General features: G+C 46.9%; 26 protein-coding genes, 1 tRNA gene and 2 pseudogenes. 13 read left to right on the top strand and 16 right to left on the bottom strand.

Annotation, left to right across the window (positions count from 1 at the left end):
• Position 1: 1 nt before the first annotated feature.
• The 5 genes from hflD to rluE form a co-directional block, all read right to left on the bottom strand.
• Positions 2–643: a high frequency lysogenization protein HflD gene (gene hflD / locus ABVN44_RS01360; RefSeq protein ID WP_001519653.1), complete on the bottom strand. Its 642-nt coding sequence runs from the start codon at positions 641–643 to the stop codon at positions 2–4.
• Positions 644–729: 86 nt separating this feature from the next.
• On the bottom strand, positions 730–1,836 hold the full coding sequence (mnmA, locus tag ABVN44_RS01355; protein WP_000004540.1) for a tRNA 2-thiouridine(34) synthase MnmA: 1,107 nt from the start codon (positions 1,834–1,836) through the stop codon (positions 730–732).
• Positions 1,837–1,889: 53 nt separating this feature from the next.
• Positions 1,890–2,351: an NUDIX hydrolase gene (locus ABVN44_RS01350; protein WP_000476071.1), complete on the bottom strand. Its 462-nt coding sequence runs from the start codon at positions 2,349–2,351 to the stop codon at positions 1,890–1,892.
• Between the two features lie 11 nt (positions 2,352–2,362).
• Positions 2,363–2,692: a lysozyme inhibitor LprI family protein gene (locus ABVN44_RS01345; protein ID WP_000825956.1), complete on the bottom strand. Its 330-nt coding sequence runs from the start codon at positions 2,690–2,692 to the stop codon at positions 2,363–2,365.
• A complete protein-coding gene (gene rluE, locus ABVN44_RS01340) occupies positions 2,689–3,354 on the bottom strand; it encodes a 23S rRNA pseudouridine(2457) synthase RluE (RefSeq protein ID WP_023232466.1) in 666 nt (221 codons plus the stop codon). The genes ABVN44_RS01345 and rluE overlap by 4 nt, the downstream gene beginning before the upstream one ends.
• Positions 3,355–3,525: 171 nt before the next feature.
• On the opposite strand from rluE, the gene icd reads away from it, so the two are divergent.
• Positions 3,526–4,776, top strand: a complete 1,251-nt coding sequence (gene icd, locus ABVN44_RS01335; protein WP_000444508.1) for an NADP-dependent isocitrate dehydrogenase — start codon at positions 3,526–3,528, stop codon at positions 4,774–4,776.
• A gap of 457 nt (positions 4,777–5,233) precedes the next feature.
• On the top strand, positions 5,234–6,358 hold the full coding sequence (sopF, locus tag ABVN44_RS01330) for a type III secretion system effector SopF (RefSeq protein WP_000917279.1): 1,125 nt from the start codon (positions 5,234–5,236) through the stop codon (positions 6,356–6,358).
• Positions 6,359–6,643: 285 nt separating this feature from the next.
• On the opposite strand, the pseudogene ABVN44_RS01325 reads toward sopF, so the two are convergent.
• The 8 genes and pseudogenes from ABVN44_RS01325 to pagD all read right to left on the bottom strand — a co-directional run.
• A pseudogene (locus tag ABVN44_RS01325) lies at positions 6,644–6,826 on the bottom strand (hypothetical protein); the annotation flags it as partial.
• 394 nt (positions 6,827–7,220) lie between these two features.
• Positions 7,221–7,322: pseudogene (locus ABVN44_RS01320) on the bottom strand (tail fiber assembly protein); the annotation flags it as partial.
• A 161-nt stretch (positions 7,323–7,483) separates the two neighbouring features.
• Positions 7,484–7,690 (bottom strand): hypothetical protein, encoded by a 207-nt coding sequence (locus ABVN44_RS01315; RefSeq protein ID WP_048348863.1) that lies wholly within the window; start codon positions 7,688–7,690, stop codon positions 7,484–7,486.
• A 321-nt stretch (positions 7,691–8,011) separates the two neighbouring features.
• Entirely contained in the window at positions 8,012–8,800 is a 789-nt protein-coding gene (locus tag ABVN44_RS01310; RefSeq protein WP_001033410.1) for a hypothetical protein, read from the bottom strand.
• 488 nt (positions 8,801–9,288) lie between these two features.
• The gene (gene msgA, locus ABVN44_RS01305) at positions 9,289–9,528 is read right to left on the bottom strand and encodes a virulence protein MsgA (protein WP_000497451.1); all 240 of its coding nucleotides are present in this window, start codon (positions 9,526–9,528) and stop codon (positions 9,289–9,291) included.
• A 180-nt stretch (positions 9,529–9,708) separates the two neighbouring features.
• Positions 9,709–10,230: an RICIN domain-containing protein gene (locus ABVN44_RS01300; RefSeq protein WP_001520581.1), complete on the bottom strand. Its 522-nt coding sequence runs from the start codon at positions 10,228–10,230 to the stop codon at positions 9,709–9,711.
• A 414-nt stretch (positions 10,231–10,644) separates the two neighbouring features.
• Entirely contained in the window at positions 10,645–10,857 is a 213-nt protein-coding gene (gene cspF / locus ABVN44_RS01295) for a cold shock-like protein CspF (RefSeq protein WP_001537306.1), read from the bottom strand.
• A 131-nt stretch (positions 10,858–10,988) separates the two neighbouring features.
• A complete protein-coding gene (gene pagD, locus ABVN44_RS01290) occupies positions 10,989–11,252 on the bottom strand; it encodes a virulence protein PagD (protein WP_024148494.1) in 264 nt (87 codons plus the stop codon).
• A gap of 804 nt (positions 11,253–12,056) precedes the next feature.
• Here pagD and pagC point away from each other — a divergent pair.
• Positions 12,057–12,614 carry a virulence membrane protein PagC gene (pagC, locus tag ABVN44_RS01285; RefSeq protein ID WP_000789471.1) on the top strand — a complete coding sequence of 186 codons (558 nt, stop codon included), beginning with the start codon at positions 12,057–12,059 and terminating at the stop codon, positions 12,612–12,614.
• Between the two features lie 390 nt (positions 12,615–13,004).
• Positions 13,005–13,081 (top strand) — tRNA-Arg (locus ABVN44_RS01280).
• A gap of 754 nt (positions 13,082–13,835) precedes the next feature.
• Here the strand turns inward: ABVN44_RS01280 and ABVN44_RS01275 are convergent.
• A complete protein-coding gene (locus ABVN44_RS01275; protein ID WP_000977722.1) occupies positions 13,836–14,180 on the bottom strand; it encodes a c-type lysozyme inhibitor in 345 nt (114 codons plus the stop codon).
• Between the two features lie 377 nt (positions 14,181–14,557).
• On the opposite strand from ABVN44_RS01275, the gene ABVN44_RS01270 reads away from it, so the two are divergent.
• The 4 genes from ABVN44_RS01270 (at position 14,558) to ABVN44_RS01255 (ending at position 17,157) form a co-directional block, all read left to right on the top strand.
• Positions 14,558–14,683: a lipoprotein gene (locus tag ABVN44_RS01270; protein ID WP_000758947.1), complete on the top strand. Its 126-nt coding sequence runs from the start codon at positions 14,558–14,560 to the stop codon at positions 14,681–14,683.
• Positions 14,684–14,882: 199 nt separating this feature from the next.
• Positions 14,883–15,155: a hypothetical protein gene (locus ABVN44_RS01265; protein WP_000927827.1), complete on the top strand. Its 273-nt coding sequence runs from the start codon at positions 14,883–14,885 to the stop codon at positions 15,153–15,155.
• A 152-nt stretch (positions 15,156–15,307) separates the two neighbouring features.
• On the top strand, positions 15,308–15,775 hold the full coding sequence (locus ABVN44_RS01260) for an Hsp20 family protein (protein WP_001218120.1): 468 nt from the start codon (positions 15,308–15,310) through the stop codon (positions 15,773–15,775).
• A 338-nt stretch (positions 15,776–16,113) separates the two neighbouring features.
• A complete protein-coding gene (locus tag ABVN44_RS01255) occupies positions 16,114–17,157 on the top strand; it encodes an exo-alpha-sialidase (protein ID WP_000761735.1) in 1,044 nt (347 codons plus the stop codon).
• Positions 17,158–17,239: 82 nt separating this feature from the next.
• Here ABVN44_RS01255 and ABVN44_RS01250 read toward each other — a convergent pair whose 3' ends face one another.
• Together ABVN44_RS01250 and ABVN44_RS01245 are read right to left on the bottom strand one after the other, a co-directional pair.
• A complete protein-coding gene (locus ABVN44_RS01250) occupies positions 17,240–17,770 on the bottom strand; it encodes a cytochrome b (RefSeq protein ID WP_000929974.1) in 531 nt (176 codons plus the stop codon).
• Between the two features lie 148 nt (positions 17,771–17,918).
• Positions 17,919–18,233 carry a TRL-like family protein gene (locus ABVN44_RS01245; protein WP_000182479.1) on the bottom strand — a complete coding sequence of 105 codons (315 nt, stop codon included), beginning with the start codon at positions 18,231–18,233 and terminating at the stop codon, positions 17,919–17,921.
• A gap of 681 nt (positions 18,234–18,914) precedes the next feature.
• Here ABVN44_RS01245 and ABVN44_RS01240 point away from each other — a divergent pair.
• The 5 genes from ABVN44_RS01240 to ABVN44_RS01220 are packed head-to-tail and all read left to right on the top strand — an operon-like array spanning position 18,915 to position 23,700.
• The gene (locus ABVN44_RS01240; protein WP_000946087.1) at positions 18,915–20,549 is read left to right on the top strand and encodes an ABC transporter substrate-binding protein; all 1,635 of its coding nucleotides are present in this window, start codon (positions 18,915–18,917) and stop codon (positions 20,547–20,549) included.
• The gene (locus tag ABVN44_RS01235; protein ID WP_001520270.1) at positions 20,549–21,523 is read left to right on the top strand and encodes an ABC transporter permease; all 975 of its coding nucleotides are present in this window, start codon (positions 20,549–20,551) and stop codon (positions 21,521–21,523) included. Before ABVN44_RS01240 ends, ABVN44_RS01235 begins: the two co-directional genes overlap by 1 nt.
• On the top strand, positions 21,513–22,325 hold the full coding sequence (locus ABVN44_RS01230) for an ABC transporter permease (RefSeq protein WP_000966638.1): 813 nt from the start codon (positions 21,513–21,515) through the stop codon (positions 22,323–22,325). The genes ABVN44_RS01235 and ABVN44_RS01230 overlap by 11 nt, the downstream gene beginning before the upstream one ends.
• Positions 22,319–23,116, top strand: a complete 798-nt coding sequence (locus ABVN44_RS01225; protein WP_000950209.1) for an ATP-binding cassette domain-containing protein — start codon at positions 22,319–22,321, stop codon at positions 23,114–23,116. Before ABVN44_RS01230 ends, ABVN44_RS01225 begins: the two co-directional genes overlap by 7 nt.
• Positions 23,110–23,700, top strand: a complete 591-nt coding sequence (locus ABVN44_RS01220) for an ATP-binding cassette domain-containing protein (protein WP_000947459.1) — start codon at positions 23,110–23,112, stop codon at positions 23,698–23,700. The genes ABVN44_RS01225 and ABVN44_RS01220 overlap by 7 nt, the downstream gene beginning before the upstream one ends.
• Position 23,701: the final 1 nt, after the last annotated feature.

Below are 23,701 nucleotides of genomic sequence, written 5' to 3'. Positions count from 1 at the left end.
ATCATAACTCCGGGGTTAAATGAGCAAGAATTTGTTTTGCCTGAGTCGTCAGGCGATGACGAGAAAACATAAGTTGTAGGCGACCACCGCCTACCTGATGCCAGAGCACGGCTGCACGGATGCCTGCCAGTAGCGAGGCGCGGACTTTGGCCTGCACCTGCGGACTTTGCAGAACGGCCGGGGAGCCCGTCACCTGAATGCGCGGGCCCAATGGGCTAATCACATCCACGTAGATGCCCGCCATGGCGCTCATTAACGTGTCTGACTGTAAATCAAAATGATCAAGCTGGCGCTGCAGGCCGTTAATGCGATCGCCTAACGTATTCAATGCGCCTTTGGCGGATGACAGCTTGCGCTCCAGCACCATCAGGCTAAGCGTATAACGCGTCAGTTCGGCGTTAAGTCCTTGTCGGCTGCTGGCATTCAGCACGCCGAGCAGTGTTTCCAGACCAAGACGCAGGTTAGCTTCGCTGCCGCCGAACACGCCCAGAGTAGAACTGGGATTCATATCAATGACACTGTTGAGTGAAACGTGCAACGCGTCGGCATCACAGTGCCCCTGGTGCGCCAGTTGTTGTACCAGGCGTGCCGACTGGCAAATGCCAGACAGCGCGAGGGTGATGTCATAATAATTCTTTGCCACAATCACTGCTTCCTTGTATCAAATAAAATACACTTCATCTTTTAAGCCGCTTTGAGGCGACTTGAATGATGTTGTGTATTGAATAATCAGACCGTCAGCGGCAGTCGCTGCTCAATAATGCCACCGCCCAGGCAGACTTCGCCGCTGTAAAAGACAGCGGACTGGCCCGGCGTAACGGCGGCAACCGGCTCGTCAAAAATGACCTCGATACGATCGTCATCCAGCGCGTTAATCGTGCACGGAATATCGGTCTGGCGGTAGCGGGTTTTTACCGTACAGCGCAGGGTGCCGGTGAACGGTTCGCGATCGACCCAATGTAGCTGCTGGGCGATGAGGCCTACCGACATCAGGCGTGGGTGCTCATGCCCCTGGGCGACAATTAACACATTGTTTTCAACGTCTTTATCCACCACATACCAGGGGTCTTCGCTACCGTCTTTGGTGCCGCCGATTCCCAGCCCTTTACGCTGACCGAGCGTATGATACATCAGACCCTGATGCTCGCCGATTTCATCGCCGTCAACGGTAATGATTTTCCCCGGCTGCGCAGGCAGATAGCGCCCTAAAAAGTCGCGGAATTTGCGCTCGCCGATAAAGCAGATACCGGTAGAATCTTTTTTCTTTGCGGTTACCAGCCCCAGATCTTCGGCGATTTTACGCACCTGCGGTTTTTCCAGCTCGCCAACCGGGAACAGACTTTGCGCAATCTGCTCATGGCCAAGCGTATAGAGGAAGTAGCTCTGATCTTTGTTACCGTCGAGCCCGCGCAACAACCGGCTTTTGCCGTTTACATCCGCGCGGCGAACGTAGTGACCGGTGGCGATATAGTCGGCGCCTAAATCTTCTGCGGCAAATTCAAGGAAGGCTTTAAATTTGATCTCTTTATTGCACAGAATATCCGGGTTCGGCGTACGGCCCGCTTTGTACTCTTCAAGGAACAGTTCAAAGACGTTATCCCAATATTCTGCGGCAAAATTAACGGTATGCAGTTCAATGCCAAGCTTGTCGCACACGGCCTGCGCGTCAGCCAGATCGGCTGCCGCGGTACAGTATTCCTCACCATCGTCCTCTTCCCAGTTCTTCATGAACAGGCCTTCTACCTGATAACCCTGTTGTTGCAACAGCCAGGCGGAAACGGAGGAATCGACACCGCCGGACATGCCGACGATCACTTTTTTTGGGCTTTCTGACATTGGAATACTCGCGACATTGAACTTCAAGGCGGCGTATTCTACCACGCAGCCCTTTACTTGACACCCTCTGTAAACGGCCAGTTAAATTCGCCCACTATAGATAAGGGGTAACATTGTCCCGTTTGATAACTGCGAATGCTTTCAGCCACCAGCGGAGAACGTAAATTAGGCGCGTTCAGAATCTCGTCGGCGCTCACCCAATGGCAGCAATCGATGTCATTGTCATGGGGGTTGGTCGCGCAAATATGATCAAGCTTGATAGCGAATAAAAAGCGCAGGAACGGGGTTTTATCCGGCGCAATCCACTGATGCATACGGATAAAATACTGTGGTTGCGCCGTGATGCCAGTCTCTTCCCACAGTTCTCGCGCGGCGGCCTGCGCCAGCGTTTCATCTGCCTCCAGGTGTCCGGCAGGTTGATTCCATAACGATTTACCGTTGATGGTCTCTTCCACCACCAGAAATTTATCTTCGGCATGTACGATGCAGGCAACGGTCACGTGCGGCTTGAACATAGGCATCCTTATTAAAGCGGTTTATCAATGTGGTCATAGATCGCGTCAAGCTGTTTCAGACGCTCGTTATAAGCTTTTGTCAGGCAGGTGACGTCGGCCTTGCACTGCTGACGCTGTTTAAGCCAGCTCTGCTGGGCGTCCTGCAGCGCGCCGCGACTGCCCATCGCGAACAACCCTTTCAGAAACTGATATTTGGTGTGCATTTCCACGTCTTTATCATTCAGCGTCAGGTGCGCGCAGATAGCCTTTTCATCCGCAGCCTGCGCTTTCTGGCAGTCGAAGCTGGCCGCATTGACGGATAACGGTGTTAATAAAGCAAAAGCAATGAGAAGCCGTTTCATCTGTCTTTCTCCTGTGCGATCTCGCGCCACTGTCCATTATCGAGGCCGCTGAGCGTGTAGTCGCCCATGCTGTAACGAATTAATCGTAGAGTGGGATGACCGACATGCGCTGTCATGCGTCTTACCTGGCGGTTGCGGCCTTCATATAAGGTGACTTTTAGCCAACTGGTGGGAATATTCTTCCGTTCGCGAATCGGCGGGGTGCGCGGCCACAGCCAGTCAGGCTCCGCGACAATCTCAATACCGGCGGGCAGGGTAGGGCCATCGTTGAGCGTGACGCCAGTACGAAGCGCCTGCAGCGCTGCATTATCCGGTATACCTTCTACCTGAACATAGTAAATCTTGCCGGTGCGTTTGCCCGGTTGCGTGAGGCGCGCCTGCAGCGCGCCGTCATTAGTCAGCACCAAAAGCCCTTCGCTGTCGCGGTCCAGGCGGCCTGCGGCATAAACGCCTTGCACAGGAATAAAATCTTTTAACGTGCGGCGACCTGCTTCATCCGTGAACTGCGGCAACACATCGTAAGGTTTATTGAACAAAACCACGCGTTTTGGCTGGTTTTCTTTCCGTGATTTAGATGCTTGTCGTGAGCTGAATCGCTTAACGTAGTGATTTCTAAAAGAAGTTTTTTGCATGGTGTTTTCAGAACTTATTAATTGCCGCATTATAGCGCAATAATGAGTGTCTTTCATGGCGGCAAACAATAGGGTAGTATTGACATGCTCATTACAAAACATTAACAAAAAATTGCTCTAACGCAGTCGTGCAGCAGGACGCCATTGCACATGCAGCGCGATGACAGACGAGCAAACCAGAAGCGCTCGAAGGAGAGGTGAATGGAAAGCAAAGTAGTTGTTCCGGTGGAAGGTAAGAAGATCACCCTGCAAAACGGCAAACTCAACGTTCCTGAGAATCCGATTATCCCGTTTATTGAAGGCGATGGTATCGGTGTTGATGTCACTCCAGCCATGCTTAAAGTGGTCGATGCCGCCGTCGAGAAAGCCTATAAAGGCGAGCGTAAAATTTCCTGGATGGAAATTTACACCGGAGAAAAATCCACACAGGTTTACGGCCAGGATGTCTGGCTTCCCGCTGAAACCCTTGATTTAATTCGTGACTACCGAGTAGCGATTAAAGGTCCGTTGACCACGCCGGTTGGCGGCGGTATCCGCTCTCTGAACGTTGCCCTGCGTCAGGAGCTTGACCTGTACGTTTGTCTGCGTCCCGTTCGCTACTATCAGGGCACGCCAAGTCCGGTGAAACATCCGGAGCTGACCGATATGGTCATCTTCCGTGAAAACTCTGAAGACATCTACGCCGGAATTGAATGGAAAGCTGACTCTGCAGACGCTGAGAAAGTGATCAAGTTCCTGCGCGAAGAGATGGGCGTGAAGAAAATTCGCTTCCCGGAGCACTGCGGTATCGGTATCAAACCGTGTTCTGAAGAAGGCACTAAACGTCTGGTTCGCGCGGCGATTGAATACGCTATTACCAACGATCGCGATTCCGTTACGCTGGTACATAAAGGCAATATCATGAAGTTCACCGAAGGCGCGTTTAAAGACTGGGGCTACCAGTTGGCGCGCGACGAGTTCGGCGGTGAGCTTATTGACGGCGGTCCGTGGCTGAAAATTAAGAACCCGAACACGGGTAAAGAGATCGTGGTTAAAGACGTTATCGCCGATGCGTTCCTGCAACAAATCCTGTTGCGTCCGGCGGAATACGACGTTATCGCCTGTATGAACCTGAACGGTGACTATATTTCCGATGCCCTGGCGGCTCAGGTTGGCGGTATCGGTATTGCACCGGGTGCGAATATCGGCGACGAATGCGCGTTGTTTGAAGCCACTCACGGGACTGCGCCGAAATATGCGGGCCAGGATAAAGTCAACCCAGGCTCCATTATTCTGTCTGCGGAGATGATGCTGCGCCACATGCAGTGGTTCGAAGCCGCAGACCTGATTGTTAAAGGTATGGAAGGCGCGATTGCCGCGAAGACCGTGACCTATGACTTTGAACGCCTGATGGAAGGCGCTAAGCTGCTGAAATGTAGTGAGTTTGGCGACGCGATTATCGCGAATATGTAATATCGATAATTGTTAAAAACAAAAACGGGGACTTAACGTCCCCGTTTTTATTATTAGCATTCGAACGGTTATCAAAACTTTATCAAAAAAATTTATCAAAACTCCCTCAATTCTGACCGCAATAGTAATCCATCCTTTACCCCGATCGTCATGATAACCTGAGCCCCGCTGAAAGTTGATAGTTACCGATTTTGATTGTGGTGGTTTTCTTTATGATGTGTGGTTTGGCTATTTTTTGAAAGTGCCTTATCAGATTTGTTTTTATTATCAGGATAATATTTCAATAAAAGGTGATAATTTATTGCCTGCAATAGTGGGTAGATTAAGCATTTTATGAAATTATTAGTATGCTTTATTTGCACTTCTACAAGGCGGCTAAGAAGTGTTGAAATATCAGCCTGATAAAGAATACGTCAGCGAAAGTGAATACTATTAATCGTAAAAATTCAGGAGACATATGCTCAAGCCTATCTGCTATAGTGGAAGTGTAAAGGTTCCGGAATATCTGGAAACAGATAAGGAAAAAAATGTCGGACGTACTTCTCTGTCTTCAGATATTCAGCAAATTAAAAATGTTGTTGAAGATGTTCCGCCATTTCCAGAAAGCAGAGCGGCGAGCGGTTCTGTAAGCGCAGCGTACAGGCTTTCTTTTGACGAAGTGTTTTGCGGTCTCAGCAATGAAGAGCGTAAAAAGGTGTATGGTCGCCTTTTTGGAAAACAAGTACTTGCGTATATTCATTCCAGGTGTCAGCGCGACGCTGACATAATAAGAGAAAAAGCGCTCAGGCGGATAAGCCGTGAGTGCGGTGCCGAAATAGATTGCGCTCTCTTGCTAAATAAGATGGTGGATGTTTTACAAAATGCCCGGCTGACAATAAATTTTAATGCAGCCAAAATTGACTTTGTCTCTCTCTTAAAAAATAAAGAATATCTGAACTCTTATGCATTAGGTTGCAGACCAGGAGATTTACCTGCTTATAATGTCGGACGTGATTCAGTTGAAACTAAAGCATTTGAACTGGAGAAGCTTGCAGATTCACCTTATGCCCCATATGGTCAGACAGGCGGTTTTTCCGTAGCATATACTCCCAACAGTAGAATTTTTAGCCCTACAAGCAGACCAATTTATGCTGCACTGGACTTTCTGAACGGTGAAAATGGAGGTGCCAGCGCCTATGGGAAATCATTTTTTGAATTAAATGATAATGTAAAAACAAATTGTACATTCTCACCTTTTGATATCTACGGCCACAGATTTGGCCTGGATACGAGTAAATTATCTACATTTTGCCATATGGAGAACCTGATTGCATCCTGTCAAAATGATTTTTTTGGTTATAATTGCTTTAAGAGTTTGGTTAAAATGGCTAAGGGCGAAAAATTTTTAGCTCATTCTAATTATGGTAAAGGCTATGAAGGGAATTATATAGAAGCTCATATTCATGGTGATGTATGCTTATTTAGAGATATAAAACACGTTTATTTGTCTTTGCAAGAAAATTCTTACTCGAAAAGTCAACTATATGATTATGCAAAACAAATAAACCAGGCGCTTAATAGAGACTGCATAATATTATATTGACAAGCTTATTATCAGTCTCTTTAAAAGAGCTTTAAATGATCATGAGCACATACTTCTTGAGGTAGGCAGTAACTGCTTTTATATTTATTATCTCAGGACCGTTCTGTCAGATACCTGTGTGGCACTTCAGTATGGCCTGAAAAATAGAGGAATATGGACCAGCAGAAGCGCCTGCTGGCTACTTTTCACTTAAATCGCTGGAATTCACCGGCGCTACAGATGAAGCGACCTTAACAGTCATCAGGTGTCCTGCATTACCACAGGAGTGATTTACTGGCTATCGATATTCCTGCTCATCAGGTTTTTACGCCATCTACGTACATTTATTCTGCTATAAATTAAAATACTGCAAAAAATATTAAGGCTTATTATTTTTTCTTTAAGTAAATTTTCGTTCAACAAACTTAATTGTTTATTCAATGATGATGAAGCATGAGTTATGCTGAAAATGAGGGAAGTTAACAGCAAGGATAATCTTAATATTTACGGGTGATATTATGAGACATCGTGTATTTTTCCCATTGCTTCTGGTGTTGTCGGCTACAGCCTTTTCGGCATCGGCGATGGCTGCCAGTGATTCAAAACCCCCACCAGATAATACAAAACACGCCTCCCGTGGCTGGCCGTTAGGCCCCGAAGCATTTATTCACCCAGAATGGTGTGAACATTGGCCAGAAGGTGAGCTGAAGCCACCGGGGTGGTGTCAGGTTTGTGGTTGTTAGTTTTTTACAGAAAACTATATCAACCATATCAGGACTGAGGGTATATCAGGCTATTATGTTTCATCAGCTCATCCTGAACTGAATATTAACTCAGGCTGGTGTGTTTTATTAACGCCAGCCTGATTTTTCACAATGTTATATTACTGGCTTACAGGCTTATCAGGCCAGTCAGGTTTTGATGTGTCCACACGGTTTACCAACACCCTGTATTTTTCCATTTGTCGCTCATCATCTGTTGCCATCAATGACAGTATTGCACTCTTTCCCGTACATTGCTCTCCCGACCAGCTCACGGTCCAGTACATGACAGTCCTCTACCACTTCGCTACGCCTAATTTTTTGTTTTTGAGTTGCTCTGTTTTATTGCGCTGAACTTGTACCTCAAAAAAATAATTTTCAATACTTATTTGAATATTTTTTTTATGATTTTTTCACGAAATGAGTAAAAAACAAAATGAAGAATGAGATACATAATTAATGCAATAAAAAATGATATCACACCAATTGATGGTCCTTTTTTGTATACGAATAACATGCATAAAAATATAGCAAATAGATCAAGGGAAATATTCGCGATGAAATCAGTAATTATTTTGAAAAAATTCTTCATATTACCTCTTTAAAATATCTATCTTATTCGCCATTTTTAGGCCGGGCAGTGCTCGAAATTCTCACGTACAACGTGTACGCTCCGGTTTCTGCGCGCTGCCCGGCTTCAGACTGACTCCAACAAGTACGCCCACTGGACCAGGTTCCTGGCGTCACATAACGTCACCTGTTTATCCACAAAAGGCTCAATAAATAAACATTTTGAGCACGAAAAATTACAGTGTCAGAGAATGAAATGGCGATTCGCTGTCTTCAGGCAGTGCTTTAGTATCTGGCACGCGTTCTTTCGCGCTATAATTTTTATCAATGTTTGTATCGCCTGCTATTTTTTAAATGTCTGCTGTATTTCGTTCATCTTTTCAGCTGCTTTTTTACGCTGACTTTCAATGTCTTTTCTCGATTGTTCAACAAGTTGCTGTGCTTTTTCGGCTTCTTTTTTGGGGTCGAAAGGTTCTTTGGTCTCATATCCGACAATAGAACCATCCTTATTTAAGGTCATTACCGCACGTCCTGTATTTTTAGCAGTAATGGTAATGTCATAGACGAATTCGCCATTATGAGCTATCTCTGCTCGTACAACGATATCGCTATCTTCCGTAACGGAAATGATGCCACTGGCGTTAGCGCGTTTAATTGTTTCCTGAATACGCTCTGGTATAATGCTGAAATTGATCGAGTCGAATTTGAATAAAGCTTCTTTTAGTGCTTCTTGTTTTTGCTCCTCTGTTATAGTGCCAAAGATGGTTAAGTTGACAGGCGAAGGTCCCCCCCAGTAGCCGTTGTTAAATTTAAACATCTCTACTTTAGCAGGGGTGTTAACGCTCTGTCGAATGAATGAATACCCGCCCTTGAAGAAACGGACTTCAATAATCGCAAGATTGGCTCCACCTTTTGCGTTGATATTGGCAATAGCTTTTTGCATTTCGGCTTTGTCATAAAAGAACATTGATTGCTGGTGCTCTTTTTGCTGGATTTCTTGCATGTATTTCTCTTGATTTTTTTCATCTTCCGCCATGGCATCTTTATCGTTATCACAGGCGCTAATTAGAGTTGCCGCGATGAAGGTAATCGGAAGTAAGAGATTTTTATATGTAACATGTATTTTATTCATGTGAAGTATTTCCCTTTTTTATATAAAATAGATAGTCTTGACTGGTCGAGACTATCCTGGAAACATAGTAATAATGCGTGTGCATATCTGCAGTAAGTTTTAGTTATGCTGGTTTTATTTCGGATTTTTACCTGTTACTTTTTGTTCGTAAATAGGTATTTTACGTATTGATGATAAGTTTAGAACCTATCCCAGTAGGCGTAATCGTTAAAGCCAGTTTGGCGAATAAAAGAGTCTAATGGGATAGGCTCTTAATAAACAAAAAACCAAACGTTCTTTCAGAGTTCAGGCTGGAATGCGCATAGCTGATTGTTGATAAGGGCTACTCATACAGACAGGCCAGTGAAGCGATGAATGTCGGTTCCACATACCGGTCTGAGGTATCAACAACAACATGTTCTGAGTGGTGGCGTTTGCGTTATATCGTCACAGACAGCGCCTCAGGGCGCTGTTTTCGATCGGACATGTCGCTTTCGCAGGAGGGGGCGTTATTCGGCGACCAGCCACATATCAGCCTCTTCAAACATCTCTTCCAGCATACGGTGCAGTCGTTCTTTCTCGGTTTTTGTACAGTCACTGTTTAATGCGTTCGCCTGCATTGGCTTAACTTTCACTTGCGCATCGGGAAAAAGTTGATGTACGCGTTTTGTGAGTTCATTGAGGATGATTTCGCGTGCGCCTGGCAAACCTTCAACATTTCGCTTGTCATAAACGAGTTCGACGAACATCGCCATTTCCTTTTTACTGGTTGGATGACCAGTATTTAAGCTGGGTATATAACTGGTGTCAAGGTTTAGCCGCCGTTTTGTCATCCTGACGTTGCGGACGTGACCGCACGTGGAAGAAAAGGTCGCTAACCTGTTGTTGTGTCATGAGGTTAGCGGCCCTCTCTTCACAGCGATGTCCTGCTACCTGATGGTAAATTCCAGGGCGCGACTAAAATCGCAATCGGCCAACACAACAGGGTCGCCTTTTCTGACAATAATGCTATTTGTGCCCAGGCATTTTCGGCTCTGTTTCCCCTTAATTTTGTTATCATCAGTGAGCCAGCGCTGGTTATCATTACCCGTGCATGAATAAAGAATGATTGGTGTGCCTTCTTTTGTACCTTGTCCTGCGGCATCCAGACATTTCTCACCCTGCGTGATTCTGTCTCGGTGAAATGAGAAAAGCTGAGATTGCACATGCTTACACTCCCGCAGCGTCAAACGATTCTGTTGATCTGGGCCTGCATCAAGGCACAGACCATCAGTTGTCCGAATTTGTTCCGCGTCATTTATGTAATAACCACCGGAATTAATCTGGTTTTGTGTAATGACCGGGAACGACAAATTAATACTATAAGGTGTGGGTAAGCCGTTCGTCGTACATCCACATAAAATAGAGGAGAGGCAGAGAACCAGTGTGGTTTTTCCTGAAAGCAAAGTCATTCAATTATTACCCTAAAAATAAATAGCGTTACAACTATATTGGCGATTTATACCCACTGAATATGACGTAGCATTGAGCGGCAATAGAGATAATTCCGATAGAATCACATAAATACTTCGGTTAAATGCGCGCAGCCAGCCACTCCTGTGACGATGGGTATATAGCGTTAAATACTTTTGCAATATTAGATGCTATCACAGTGAAAAACGGCTGTACATTTCTTCACGTTAAACAAAGTGAGAAGGGGGGGCACCCGATATATGATAAAAGAGGTCACAGGAGTCATTAGCAAAATAAATCCTTTAGATTTTCGCCACTGAAAACATTCTGCAGCCTTTCAGGCAAAGCCTCATAGCAAACTGCGGAGGTATACGTACTCGCTAAATTTTTCTGAAAAAATGCCGAGTGACGAATTATGAAAGATAAACGTTGGCGGCGGTAGGTCCGCGGAGGCCATTAATACGACAAAACTCAACGCGTATACCGGGGATAAGCGCTTCTGTTTCGTGTTGGCGACATGCTGAAATGTGGACCTGAACATCTTTGCGTCCATCGGAGGGGGTGATGAGACCTTTACCGCTTTTACAATCAAAGGTTTTGACAATTCCTGTCATTTTACGAGACAAACAAATTCCTTAATGGGGATAACGGGGCGCACTATACACGTCAGGAAAAATAATGCCAGCTATATTTGATGGCAATCAAGATTTCCGGATGGCTAAAAGTAGTCGTTCGGCACCATTGTAGATAAATAACATTATGTTCTGGAGAAAGTATTCCCTTTCCTGGTGTCGTTGGTTGGTGCGGACATCATGGGGTTTGCCGTCGGACAGGGTGGTGAACTAATCTGCCTGGCTTGCTTTTTATCGGTATTTGTAGGTGGTTGCGGGGTTTTACTACCAAAATCGTAGATAAAAATTTCCCATGATGTCTGTTGTAAACCAGAACAATGGTCTGAACTGGCCAAAACATGGAATGAAAAAATAAGTAATGTCCAAAGCATAAAAGCATGATGTTTCATAGCACCTCCTGTTATATGTAATGACTTGTGAAGTTCATCTAATGAATTATGGAACGTCACTGGCATTTTTTATTCAACGAAGAGTTAATCACTCTTAATAATAATGGGTTTTATAGCGAAATAGACTTTTTTATCGCGTGTTCAATATTTGCGTTCGTTATTATTTTTCTGGAATGTAAATTCTCTCTCAACACAGGTGATATTTATGTTGGAATTGTGGTGTTGATTCTATTCTTATAACAAGAAATGTTGTAACTGATAGACATATTAAAAGATTAAATCGGAGCGGGAATAAATCGTGCTAAGCATCATGGTGAATATGATTACAGCGCCTGCGATGGCATATACGGTATTGCGGCTGGAGCGTCACGTGAGGACTGTGAAGCACAATGCGAGATGTTCTGGTTATATGGCGAGTTTGCTTAATGACATGTTTTAGCCGATCGGCGTCAGGTTTCTTAATGTGGTTGTGAGGTTTTTTCTTTAAATATCAAATAGTTGTATGGCGAGTTTGTTGTTCTATAGTGGCTTAACACTTTATGGTTTCTGTTAAATATATATGCGTGAGAAAAATTAGCATTCAAATCTATAAAAGTTAGATGACATTGTAGAACCGGTTACCTTAATGAGCGATAGAGCGCTTTGGTAGTAAAAATATCTTTCAGGAAGTAAACGCATCAGGAGCGATAGTGGTGAATTATTCGTGGTTTTGTCGATTCGGCATAGTGGCGATAACTGAATGCCGGATCGGTACTGCAGGTGTTTAAATACACCGTAAATAATAAGTAGTATTAAGGAGTTGTTATGAAAAATATTATTTTATCCACTTTAGTTATTACTACAAGCGTTTTGGTTGTAAATGTTGCACAGGCCGATACTAACGCCTTTTCCGTGGGGTATGCACAAAGTAAAGTTCAGGATTTCAAAAATATCCGAGGGGTAAATGTGAAATACCGTTATGAGGATGACTCTCCGGTAAGTTTTATTTCCTCGCTAAGTTACTTATATGGAGACAGACAGGCTTCCGGGTCTGTTGAGCCTGAAGGTATTCATTACCATGACAAGTTTGAGGTGAAGTACGGTTCTTTAATGGTTGGGCCAGCCTATCGATTGTCTGACAATTTTTCGTTATACGCGCTGGCGGGTGTCGGCACGGTAAAGGCGACATTTAAAGAACATTCCACTCAGGATGGCGATTCTTTTTCTAACAAAATTTCCTCAAGGAAAACGGGATTTGCCTGGGGCGCGGGTGTACAGATGAATCCGCTGGAGAATATCGTCGTCGATGTTGGGTATGAAGGAAGCAACATCTCCTCTACAAAAATAAACGGCTTCAACGTCGGGGTTGGATACCGTTTCTGAAAAGCATAAGCTATGCGGAAGGTTCGCCTTCCGCACCGCCAGTCACAAAACAGGGCTTCTTTACCAGTAACACGTACCTGCCTGTCTTTTCTCTCTTCGTCATAGTGACGCTGTACATAACATCTCACCAGCATAAGCACAGATAAGGGGTTGTGGTAAGCAATCAAGGTTGCTCAGGCAGGTGATAAGCAGGAAGGAAAATCTGGTGTAAATAACGCCAGATCTCACAAGATTCACTCTGAAAAATTTTCCTGGAATTAATCACAATGTCATCAAGATTTTGTGACCGCCTTCGCATATTGTACCTGCCGTTGAACGACTACTGAAAAGTAGCAAGGTATGTATTTTATCCAGGAGAGCACCTTTTTTGCGCCTGGCAGAAGTCCCCAGCCGCCACTAGCTCAGCTGGATAGAGCATCAACCTCCTAAGTTGATGGTGCGAGGTTCGAGGCCTCGGTGGCGGTCCAATGTGGTTATCGTATAATGTTATTACCTCAGTGTCAGGCTGATGATGTGGGTTCGACTCCCACTGACCACTTCAGTTTTGAATAAGTATTGTCTTGCAATCCTGTTACAGAATAATTTCATTTATTACGTGACAAGATAGTCATTTATAAAAAATGCACAAAAATGTTATTGTCTTTTATTACTTGTGAGTTGTAGATTTTTCTTATGCGGTGAATCCCCCTTTGCGGCGGGGCGTCCAGTCAAATAGTTAATGTTCCTCGCGAACCATATTGACTGTGGTATGGTTCACCGGGAGGCACCCGGCACCGCAATTTTTTATAAAATAAAATTCACACCCTATGGTTCAGAGCGGTGTCTTTTTACATCAGGTGGGCAAGCATAATGCAGGTTAACTTGAAAGATACGATCAATAGCAGAAACCAGTGATTTCGTTTATGGCCTGGGGATTTAACCGCGCCAGAGCGTATGCAAGACCCTGGCGCGGTTGGCCGGTGATCGTTCAATAGTGCGAATATGAATGGTTACCAGCCGCTGCGAATTCTACCTGGGTCACTTAATAAAGCAAAACATTTAAACGCTCAACAACGACAATTCAGACAGTTCGAACTTTTCTTTAAAAATAGGATTAACCATGCTTAAAAGTGGTTACTAATTAGCCATTATACTACGGTAGTGATTCACATATTCTTTAACGTTACGTTACAGGAAGGTTGAAGTGGAAATGCCTGATGAGCCTTCAGGCATTTCTGAAGGTTAGTTAGCTAAGGAACAGTTACTGAGAACAGGTTTATCATCACCTTCCACCAGTTCAGCCGTTTTGCCTTTGGTATAAAGTTTATAAGTATAATTTTTGTCTATGGCTTCGTAATTTGCTCCGGAGGCCATTTTCATTAACCGCATCGGGATCATCTCGTTTACCTGACTGATAATCGCATAGGCGTTTCCAGCCTCGGTGTTGACGTAAATCACCTCCATAACCTGGTTATCATTACAGGTGTATATAGATTTAGAAATCTCCTGCGAAGCTGCTATAGATGTGGAACTGGCGCTAAGCGCAGCGAGAAAGAGGGTAAATGGGATCAATTTACGTTTCATCATTAGTATCCTTTGTGCATAAAATTGTCGTTAATTCCCTGAAGAGCGGGAGATAAAGCGGCATCAATACGATGAATGCTGTAGTATTCCTGTTTACTGACGAAAAGTGCGCCAGAAAAGCGTATTATAATTTATCCATCACTGACATATGTGATGAGTAGACAAATCTTAAAATCATAAACTATAGGCTGCAAAGCATTATGGCGCGATGGAAAATGATTGTCACCACTGCTCAATACTATGGCATAAAAACCGAAGAAAACGGTACTGTTCACTGTCTCGTTTCATACGGTATCTGTCAGTGAAACTATTTCTTCAAATGATGGTCTTTTTATTATCGATCAGATAATGGCATCAACAGGGGTTATTCAGGAGTATATGTGAAAAAGTGGCTTATAGGAGGGATATTGATCGCAAGTTTTCTGACCGGTTGTCTGATGTGGCACAACATTGATAAATGGTTTAATAAAGATATCGAAGTTTTCTACGCCGGAGACGATAACTAAAACTCCTGTCAGTTGGCAACGGGTGTCATATCTTCAGGTATGGCGCCCGGAGCAGCCGGGCGCAAATTGTAGGTGTATAAATGTCATTTCATTAAAATTTTAGCGACAACATGGACAGTCACTACCGCGTGCTAACGGCCCTCTGAAGTCACAAGATGAATAAGCCAGTTTTTTGTTTCAGCGGTGACTGAAACATATTTTGCTCCTGGTGGGCTTACCGCCAGTTGCTGAAAAAGACAACGATGATGTAACTGTTGCAGAGACTGACGAATACGACGACCGTGAATTTTATTTTTGGCGACCATATTTCCTCCCAAAAGGCCGCCCGAAGGCGGCGCTGGGTTTGATAATGGAGAAGGGCGTTGGTCACTGCCATAACCAACCTGTATACATTAATGCAATTGATAATCATTATCAATTGTACTGGTGGAGAAAAATTGTAAAGATGAAGGGACAGCGGAAATGGCAATGAACGGGATGAGATTTTTCGTTAACCACTTAAATTCGTGACTAAAAAAAGGCTTTTATAGACTTGAAAATGTTTTTCCCGTCCCTATGTAGTCAGTGGACAAGCAATGCTTGCCTTGATGTTGAACTTTTGAATAGTGATTCAGGAGGTTAATGATGGCACTCAGAACCTTGTCAGCACTTCCCGTGTTTGCTGATTCTCTTTTCTCTGACCGTTTCAACCGTATTGATAGACTTTTCAGTCAATTAACAGGAGATACGCCAGTCACTGCGACGCCAGCTTACGATCTGCAAAAGCGCGATGCGAATAACTATCTGCTTACCGTGAGCGTTCCTGGCTGGAAAGAGGAAGAGCTTGAAATTGAAACGGTTGGCGGCAACCTGAATATTACGGGTAAACACACTGAAGAGACGGTAGAGGATCAGACGCACTGGATTTATCGTGGTATTCGTAAGGCGGATTTCCAGTTGAGTTTTTCTTTGCCTGAACATGCTAAGGTGAATAATGCGAAACTGGAACAGGGCCTCTTGTTGGTCGAGATTTACCAGGAGATCCCTGAAAGCGAGAAACCGAAAAAAATTGCCATAGAAAGCAAACCAAAGGCGATTGAACATAAATCATAAAAGCATTAATGGAGGCCCGTTTAGACGGGCCTTCATTGTCTGTAGCGAAAAGTATCCCGTCATGCTTGTAGGCACAGATCGCTAAATATTATAGCCCTGACCTCTATATTATCCCGTGCCACTGACCTCGTCGCCATTGGACGGCGGTAAGTTGGAATTATCCGCGAGGTCAGTCCAATTTTTGTCCACTCTCGACATTCTGCCTGTTATGGGCGCGATACCTGAACATAAATTCGTATAGCGGTTGATCGTTTTCACCGCGTTGATGCTATTTCTGCTAACACTACTTTCATACGTAAAAAAGCTGATGCTTTTTACCTTATTTAATCGAGGCAGGTATGAAATTAGCGCTCGTCAATCGACAGGTCATTTTACCGGAAAGCGGAACCGAGTCCTTCCAGTGTCATGCCTCTACGCTTGTTCGCCTACCGTGCGGTACGCTCGTGGCCGCATGGTTCGCGGGGTTGTGCGAAGGAAGCGAAGATACAGCCATCTGGCTATCTCGCTATGAACATAATATCTGGACAACACCGCAGCGAGTGGCGGCACGCGAGGGGGAAGCGCACTGGAATCCGGTGTTATTTTACCCGTCGGATAAATTGTGGTTATTTTATAAAGTAGGCAGCGACGTACACGTGTGGAAAACCTGGTTTATCACCTCCAGCGATCGAGGATTTACCTGGAGTACGCCAGCTCCGTTGGTCAACGATGATATTTTGCCGCGCGGTCCCGTAAAAAATAAACTCCTGCTGGCATCAAATGGCGCCTGGATTGCGCCAGGGTCGATTGAAAGTCCTGAACGGTGGAGGGCATTTGTGGATCGATCCTCTGACGAAGGAAAACACTGGAATATCTCTTTTGTTCCGCTGGAGCCTGATAACGCTATTTCCGGGACAAACGTAGCGTTGTGGGATGGTATAAAAAAGGGGGTGTTGTGGGAATGTTGTCTGGAAAACCTCCTGCGCTGGGATGGCGTTATTCAGCCTACGCTGTGGGAGTCTTCTCCAGGGCATATCCATATGTTGTTACGAAGCACACGCGGGGCAATTTTTCGCAGTGATTCAATCGACTATGGCGCTACCTGGTCTGTTGCCCGCGCGACATCTTTACCGAATAATAATAGTGGTATCGATCTGGTTAGTATGCAGGACGGTACGCTGATTCTTGCGTTAAATCCGGTCAACGGCAACTGGGGAAAGCGCTATCCGCTTTCACTGATTGCTTCCCAGGATAATGGCGAATCATGGCTACCGCTACTGGACCTGGAAAGTGACCGCGGTGAGTATTCTTATCCTGCTATTATTAGCGAGGGCGGCGTCGTACATATCACCTACACGTGGAACCGGAAAAATATCGTATATTGTCGATTACAAACGGTGTAAGGCGCTATCAGTCGAAACCGATAGCGCTGGAATAATAATGCCTTGCCCGGCGTGCTCTCTCACGCCGGGATGGCCGAAATAGTCATGATTTACCGGGTAACATCCTTGAAAATGTATCATCTTTTTGTATGTAATGGTGAAACAACGCCGCTGCTGCATGCATGGCAATCAGGAAATAGCCGATATTGGCCAGCATTTCATGAATACGCTTTATATCCGATTTTAGGGTGCTATCTGGCGTCAAAAATACCGGTACAGTAAAACCAAAAAAGCTCCAGCTTTTCCCGCCTGACGCCATCATCGCGACGCCCAGCAGCGGTAAGGCGAGAAAAGTGAGATAAAGCGCGATATGCATTAATTTAGCGGCTACGTGCTGCCAGTGAGGAGGGGGAGGCGTAATGACCGGATCCGGGTATTTGTGTTTAAGATATAACCGTAAAAACATCAGCGCCCAGACCAGAACGCCCATGTCATAGTGCATGTCTTTCATAAACAGGTAAACGCTGGAGCCTTTTGGCGCCCACCCCCGTAACTCAATAGCCGCATATGCGATGCCTGTCAGGAGCAGTGTTAACCAGTGAAGCGTTATTTGCAGTCTTGAGAAATGTGCCATTATTATTATCCTTTATTAACAACTGCTTGTAGGGTATGCGTAAAATCTTAACAGAACCTTAAAGCGGGGGCTGAGTCGCAAGGAACAGACAGAGATAGCGGCACGTAAAATGGGATAAAAAGCCGGCGGCATCGCCGGCTTACTGTTGTTATTGTCCTCTTACGACAACACAGGTTTTACCATAAAACGGATATGAGCCTGTAGTTTCATAATCAACACTCGACACTAAAGAAATATCGCCCGCTTTTTTCGCTGAATCAATAGATGCGTCGCCGGTATTTACAATACCCAATACCGTTTGCGCACACGCTTTACCGGTTTTGGTTGCCGGGAGACTCGTGGCAGTAATTGGCCCTTTAACATCCGTATATAAGCCAATCCCTGTCGGTGATGGTCCTGTAGCACACCCCGTTAAAAGAGAACCAATAAAGATAATTGAAAAAATGTGTTTTTTATTTGTCATGGGATTAGTCCATTATAAATTAATAGAAAACTTACCGTCCGAAAATGTCCGGACAGTCATTTAAAAAGTGGTGTATATTAAATATGCGATATTACTCTTTGCACCCTCCTGTTGATGTCGTACCTGATGGACAAATATCCGTTGAAGCCGGATATATTCCCCATGCCGTGTTTTTATAACTTGCGCATCCTGTCAGCAATGAGAACAGTACGGCTAAAAAAATCATCACGAGCCCTGGCGGCGTTAACATTTTTCGGTTGGACTCCATAGCATGTCATTTCATCGGGTTGCCATATGACTGGCGTTCTGCTGGTAAGTTTCATTAACGCCCGGTTCGTTTAATATTGGTTTAGGTTTAAAGCCAGGAAGCGCTAATTACGATACCTTCTTACGTTTCAGTACTGACTAATAACGTTGAGAAAATGAACAGCGTCGGATGGGAAGACGTAATACAGAATAGAAAGGAAATAAGAGAATAAGATGGCGTTAATTAACCCGGTATTCCTTGCGTCATTTCCCTTGCGTTTTATCCCCGTCAAAAGCGGCCTTTAGCCCACGTTGGCGCTCCCGACGTTTGTGCGTATGATGTTTTTAAAAGATCGTCATACTTTCTGTTCTGCGTCAATTTTTTCATTACAAATGCTCGCCATAATGCCGTCCTCAGGAGGTCTCCCGACGTTTATGCTGCGCCGGGAGAAACAAAAACAACGCATAATCTGGGACAAATTGATGATTAAAGGCAAACTGGCGCTCGTGACGTGCGCGCTGACTCTGGTATTCACTTCGTCGCTTTTCGCCGCGTCGGACACGGCAGACGGTCGTACCCTGAAGCTGGCCATTGGCCCTGAGCCAACGGAAGGCTTTGATCCTATGCTGGGCTGGAGCCACGGCAGCTACTTATTGCTTCATGCGCCGTTGCTTAAGCAAAACGCCGACATGAGTTGGGGTAATTTACTGACGGAAAAAGTGGATACCAGCCCCGACGGTAAAATCTGGACGCTAACCTTAAAGCCCGGGCTGAAATTCTCCGATGGCTCGCCATTAACTGCCGAAGATGTCGTATTTACATACAACAAAGCGGCGAAGAGCGGTGGTAAAATTGACATGGGCAATTTTAGCCATGCGCGAGCGCTGGATGCGCGCCGAATTGAGATGACGCTGAGCCATCCGCAGAGCACCTTTGTGAATGTATTAGGATCGTTAGGGATTGTTCCGGCCAGCCGTTATGATGAAAAAACGTTCGCCCGCGAACCGATAGGCGCCGGTCCATACCGACTGGTCAGCTTTCAGCCGGGTCAGCAACTGATCGTTGAAGCTAATCCCTGGTATGCGGGTAAAAAGAATGACTTTAACCGGCTGGTTTTTGTCTTTCTGGATGAAGATAATGCTTATGCCGCCGCGCGCAGCGGACAGTTAGGTCTGGTGCGCATTGCCCCTTCTATGGCGGTGGCCCCGCAGCAGGATAATCTTAAACTCTGGGTACGCGATAGCGTTGAAAACCGGGGCATTGTCTTCCCGATGGTGCCTGCCGGTAAAAAGGATGCTAACGGTTATCCTGTCGGCAACGATGTAACCGCTGATGTCGCTATCAGACGCGCAATTAACTATGCCATTAATCGTAAGCAACTGGCGGAACAGGTGATGGAAGGCCATGCGATACCCGCCTATAGCGCGGTGCAGGGATTGCCGTGGCAAAATCCTTCAGTGGTATTCAGCGATGGCGATATTGCAAAAGCGCGCGCCATCCTGGAAGAGGCTGGCTGGAAGATAAACAGTGCGGGCGTGCGTGAAAAAGCAGGTAAAGAAGCGCGTCTGACCTTATGGTATGCCAGTGGCGACAGCACCCGGCGGGATCTGGCCGAGGCGGTGCGCGCCATGTTGCAGCCTTTAGGCATTGTCGTCTCGTTGCAATCGGGAAGCTGGGAAACCGTAGAGCGCCATATGCACGCTAACCCTACGCTGTTTGGCTGGGGAAGTCTGGACCCGATGGAACTCTTCCATCACTACAGCGGGAAAGCCGCTGGTGTGGAATATTATAACCCGGGCTATTACAGCAACCCTGCGGTAGAAGCACATCTGAAACAGGCTATAGATGCGCCTGACTGGCAAAAGGCGATCCCTTTCTGGCAGCAGGTTGAGTGGGATGGGAAGCAGGGCGCGGGCGTCCAGGGCGATGCGGCATGGGCATGGCTGCTTAATATTCAGCATACCTATCTGGCCAACCCCTGTATTGATCTGGGAAAAGGCGCGCCAGAAATCCACGGTAGCTGGTCGGTGTTAAACAATCTTGATGACTGGACCTGGACCTGTCGGTGATGAAATTGTTCTTCAGTCATTTTTTGCGGCTGATTATTCTGTTGGTGCTGGTGGCTGCCGGCACCTTCATTTTGCTTAGCTTTTCGCCCGTTGATCCTATCCGCGCTTATATTGGCAACGATCTGCTCCATGTTCCGCCAGAACAATATGCGCGGATTGCGGCGCGCTGGGGGCTTGACCAGCCGCTGTGGGAGCGTTTCGGTCACTGGTTTTGGCGTCTGCTCCAGGGCGACATGGGGTATTCCATGCTGTTCAACATGCCTGTCGCCAGTGTGATCCGGGAACGTTTTGCGACGTCATTCGCGCTGCTGGCAGGCGCCTGGCTATTGTCTGGTGTGCTGGGCGTGACATTGGGTTTTCTGGCCGGACGTTTTCTCCACCGTTGGCCGGATAAGATGATTTGCCGTATCAGCTACTTATTGTCATCGTTGCCCACTTTCTGGATAGCCATGTTGTTGCTGGCGCTGTTTGCCGTCCGCTGGCCGGTATTACCTGTTTGTTGCGCCTGGGACCCCGGAAATAATGCAGGAACAGCTCTTTTATCGGAACGCTTACGCCATCTTGTGTTGCCGGTATGTGCGTTAAGTCTGTTGGGCATGGGGCAAATTGCGCTGCATACGCGAGAAAAAATAGCCAGCGTAATGAAGAGCGAATTTATTCGTTTTGCGCGCGCTCAGGGGGATAAAGGATGGTCGCTGTTACGTCACCAGGTGTTACGTCATGCGATTACCCCAGCACTCTGTTTACAGTTTGCTTCTCTGGGAGAACTGATGGGGGGAGCGTTACTGGCAGAAAAAGTCTTTGCGTATCCGGGGCTGGGACAGGCCACTATCGATGCCGGCCTGCGTGGCGATGTCCCGCTACTCATGGGGATCGTTTTATTCTGTACGCTATTAGTGTTTGCCGGAAATACGATTTCAGCCTGGCTTGTGGTGGTGCTTAATCGATCGCTGGAGCGTCCCGATGCTCTATAATCCTGCCCCGACGTTGTTTCGTCTGATCCTCTCCGTTACCTGTCTGCTGTTTATTGCCGGATACGGTTATGCCACGTTGAGCCAGCCGCCAGAGGTTAATCTGCTTGCCCGGCATCTGTCGCCTGATATCCAGCACTGGTTTGGCACCGATAATCTGGGGCGTGATGTATGGCTTCGTTGCTTTCAGGGGGCCTTCACCAGTTTACAAATTGGCGTTGGCGCCGCGCTGTGCAGCGGCGTTATCGCGCTAGTGATGGCGGCAGTGGCGCGCATTCATCCCCGGCTGGACCTCCTGATGCGGCTGATAACCGATGCTATGCTCGCCATGCCGCATTTACTTTTGCTGATCCTTATCTGTTTTACGCTCGGCGGCGGTAAAAGCGGCGTCATTGCGGCCGTGGCGTTAACGCACTGGCCCCGTCTGGCGCTGATTCTGCGCGCCGACGCGGAGCGGGTAGCGCAGAGTGACTACCTGACATTGACCTATCGTCTGGGGCATGGACACCTTTATTGCTGGCGATATCACTATTTTCCGGCGCTATTGCCGCAATGGTTGACGGGAACGTTATTGATGTTTCCTCATGCGGTATTACACAGCGCGGCATTAAGTTTTCTAGGGTTTGGGCTGGCGCCGCATGAGCCCTCGCTGGGGCTGTTGCTGGCGGATGCGTTACGGTTTATTAGCCATGGAAATTGGTGGCTGGTGCTGTTTCCCGGCCTAATGTTATTCACGCTGGTGATGCTCTTCGATCAGTTTGCGCGCGCCACTCAGCGGCTGTGGCTAAGGAGTGACGTATGCTGAGTTTACAACAGGTTACGCTGGAAAGTGCGCGTTATCGCTGGTATGGCGCGAGACGCTGGTCGCCGTTATTACAGAATGTCTCTTTTGATATCGCGCCCGGCGAAATGGTGGCATTGGTTGGCGGCAGCGGGGAGGGCAAAAGTCTGCTGCTGCAATGTCTGCTCGATCTGCTGCCGGAAAATTTACGCTTTCGGGGGGAAATTACGCTTGATGGCAACCGGCTGGACAGGCATACCATCAGGCAGCTTAGGGGCAATACGTTTAGCTACGTGCCGCAGGGGGTACAGGCGCTTAATCCCATGCTGAATATCAGAAAACATTTGAGCAGAGCATGTCATCTGACCGGACGCGCCTGGGATGAGACGCAGATGGTACAGCTATTGCAGCAAAGCGATCTCGAACCGACAGTCCTGGAACGCTTTCCCCGCCAGCTCTCCGGTGGGATGGCTAAACGAATTCTGGCGTGCCACGCCTCGCTCAGCCAGGCTCGTTATATCCTCGCGGATGAGATCACCGCCTGGCTTGATACCGCACTGGCAAACCAGTTGCTTGAGCACTTGCGAGGTCTCTGCGAGCGGGGATGCGGCGTGCTGTGGGTGACTCATGACCTGCTGCTGGCGGCGCGGTATGCCGATCGCATTGTGGCGCTGCATCAGGGTTATATCACGGACAATATCCGCTGCGAGCAGTTACAGCCGGAAGAGATGAGTGAGCCGTTAAAACGGCAATGGCAAGCATTGCCTGAACTAAACCCGTTATTTATGCCAACCGGAGAGGGAATAGAATGCTGAGCTGCCGCGACCTCGTTATTCGTCAGGGCGGGAAAGTCTTATGGCAGAACCTGACGTTTACGATTTCTGCCGGTGAACGGGTAGGAATTCATGCGCCAAGCGGAACGGGGAAAACAACGTTGGGGCGCGTCCTGGCCGGATGGCAAAAGCCGACGGCGGGCGACGTTCTGCTGGACGGCAGCCCGTTACCCCTGCATCAGTATTGTCCGGTACAGCTTGTCCCCCAGCATCCTGAACTGACGTTTAATCCCTGGCGAAGCGCCGGAGACGCTGTACGTGATGCCTGGCAGCCTGACCCGGAAACGATGAGGCGTTTGCATGTGCAGCCCGAGTGGCTGACGCGTCGGCCAATGCAGCTCTCAGGCGGGGAGTTGGCACGTATTGCGATACTGCGCGCGCTTGACCCACGAACGCGTTTTCTGATTGCCGACGAAATGACGGCGCAACTCGATCCGTCTATTCAAAAAGCGATATGGGGATACGTGCTTGAGGTGTGCCGCAGCCGTTCATTAGGGATGTTGGTGATTAGTCATCAGTCTGCGCTACTTGATCAAGTCTGTACCCGCCATTTACAGGTGGAATAGC

Origin of the sequence: Salmonella sp. SJTUF15570, assembly GCF_043357055.1 — a bacterium.
Classification (GTDB): Bacteria; Pseudomonadota; Gammaproteobacteria; order Enterobacterales; family Enterobacteriaceae; genus Salmonella; species Salmonella enterica.
The sequence above is the reverse complement of the archived record's forward strand: the minus strand, read 5'-3'. Positions and strand labels throughout refer to the sequence as shown.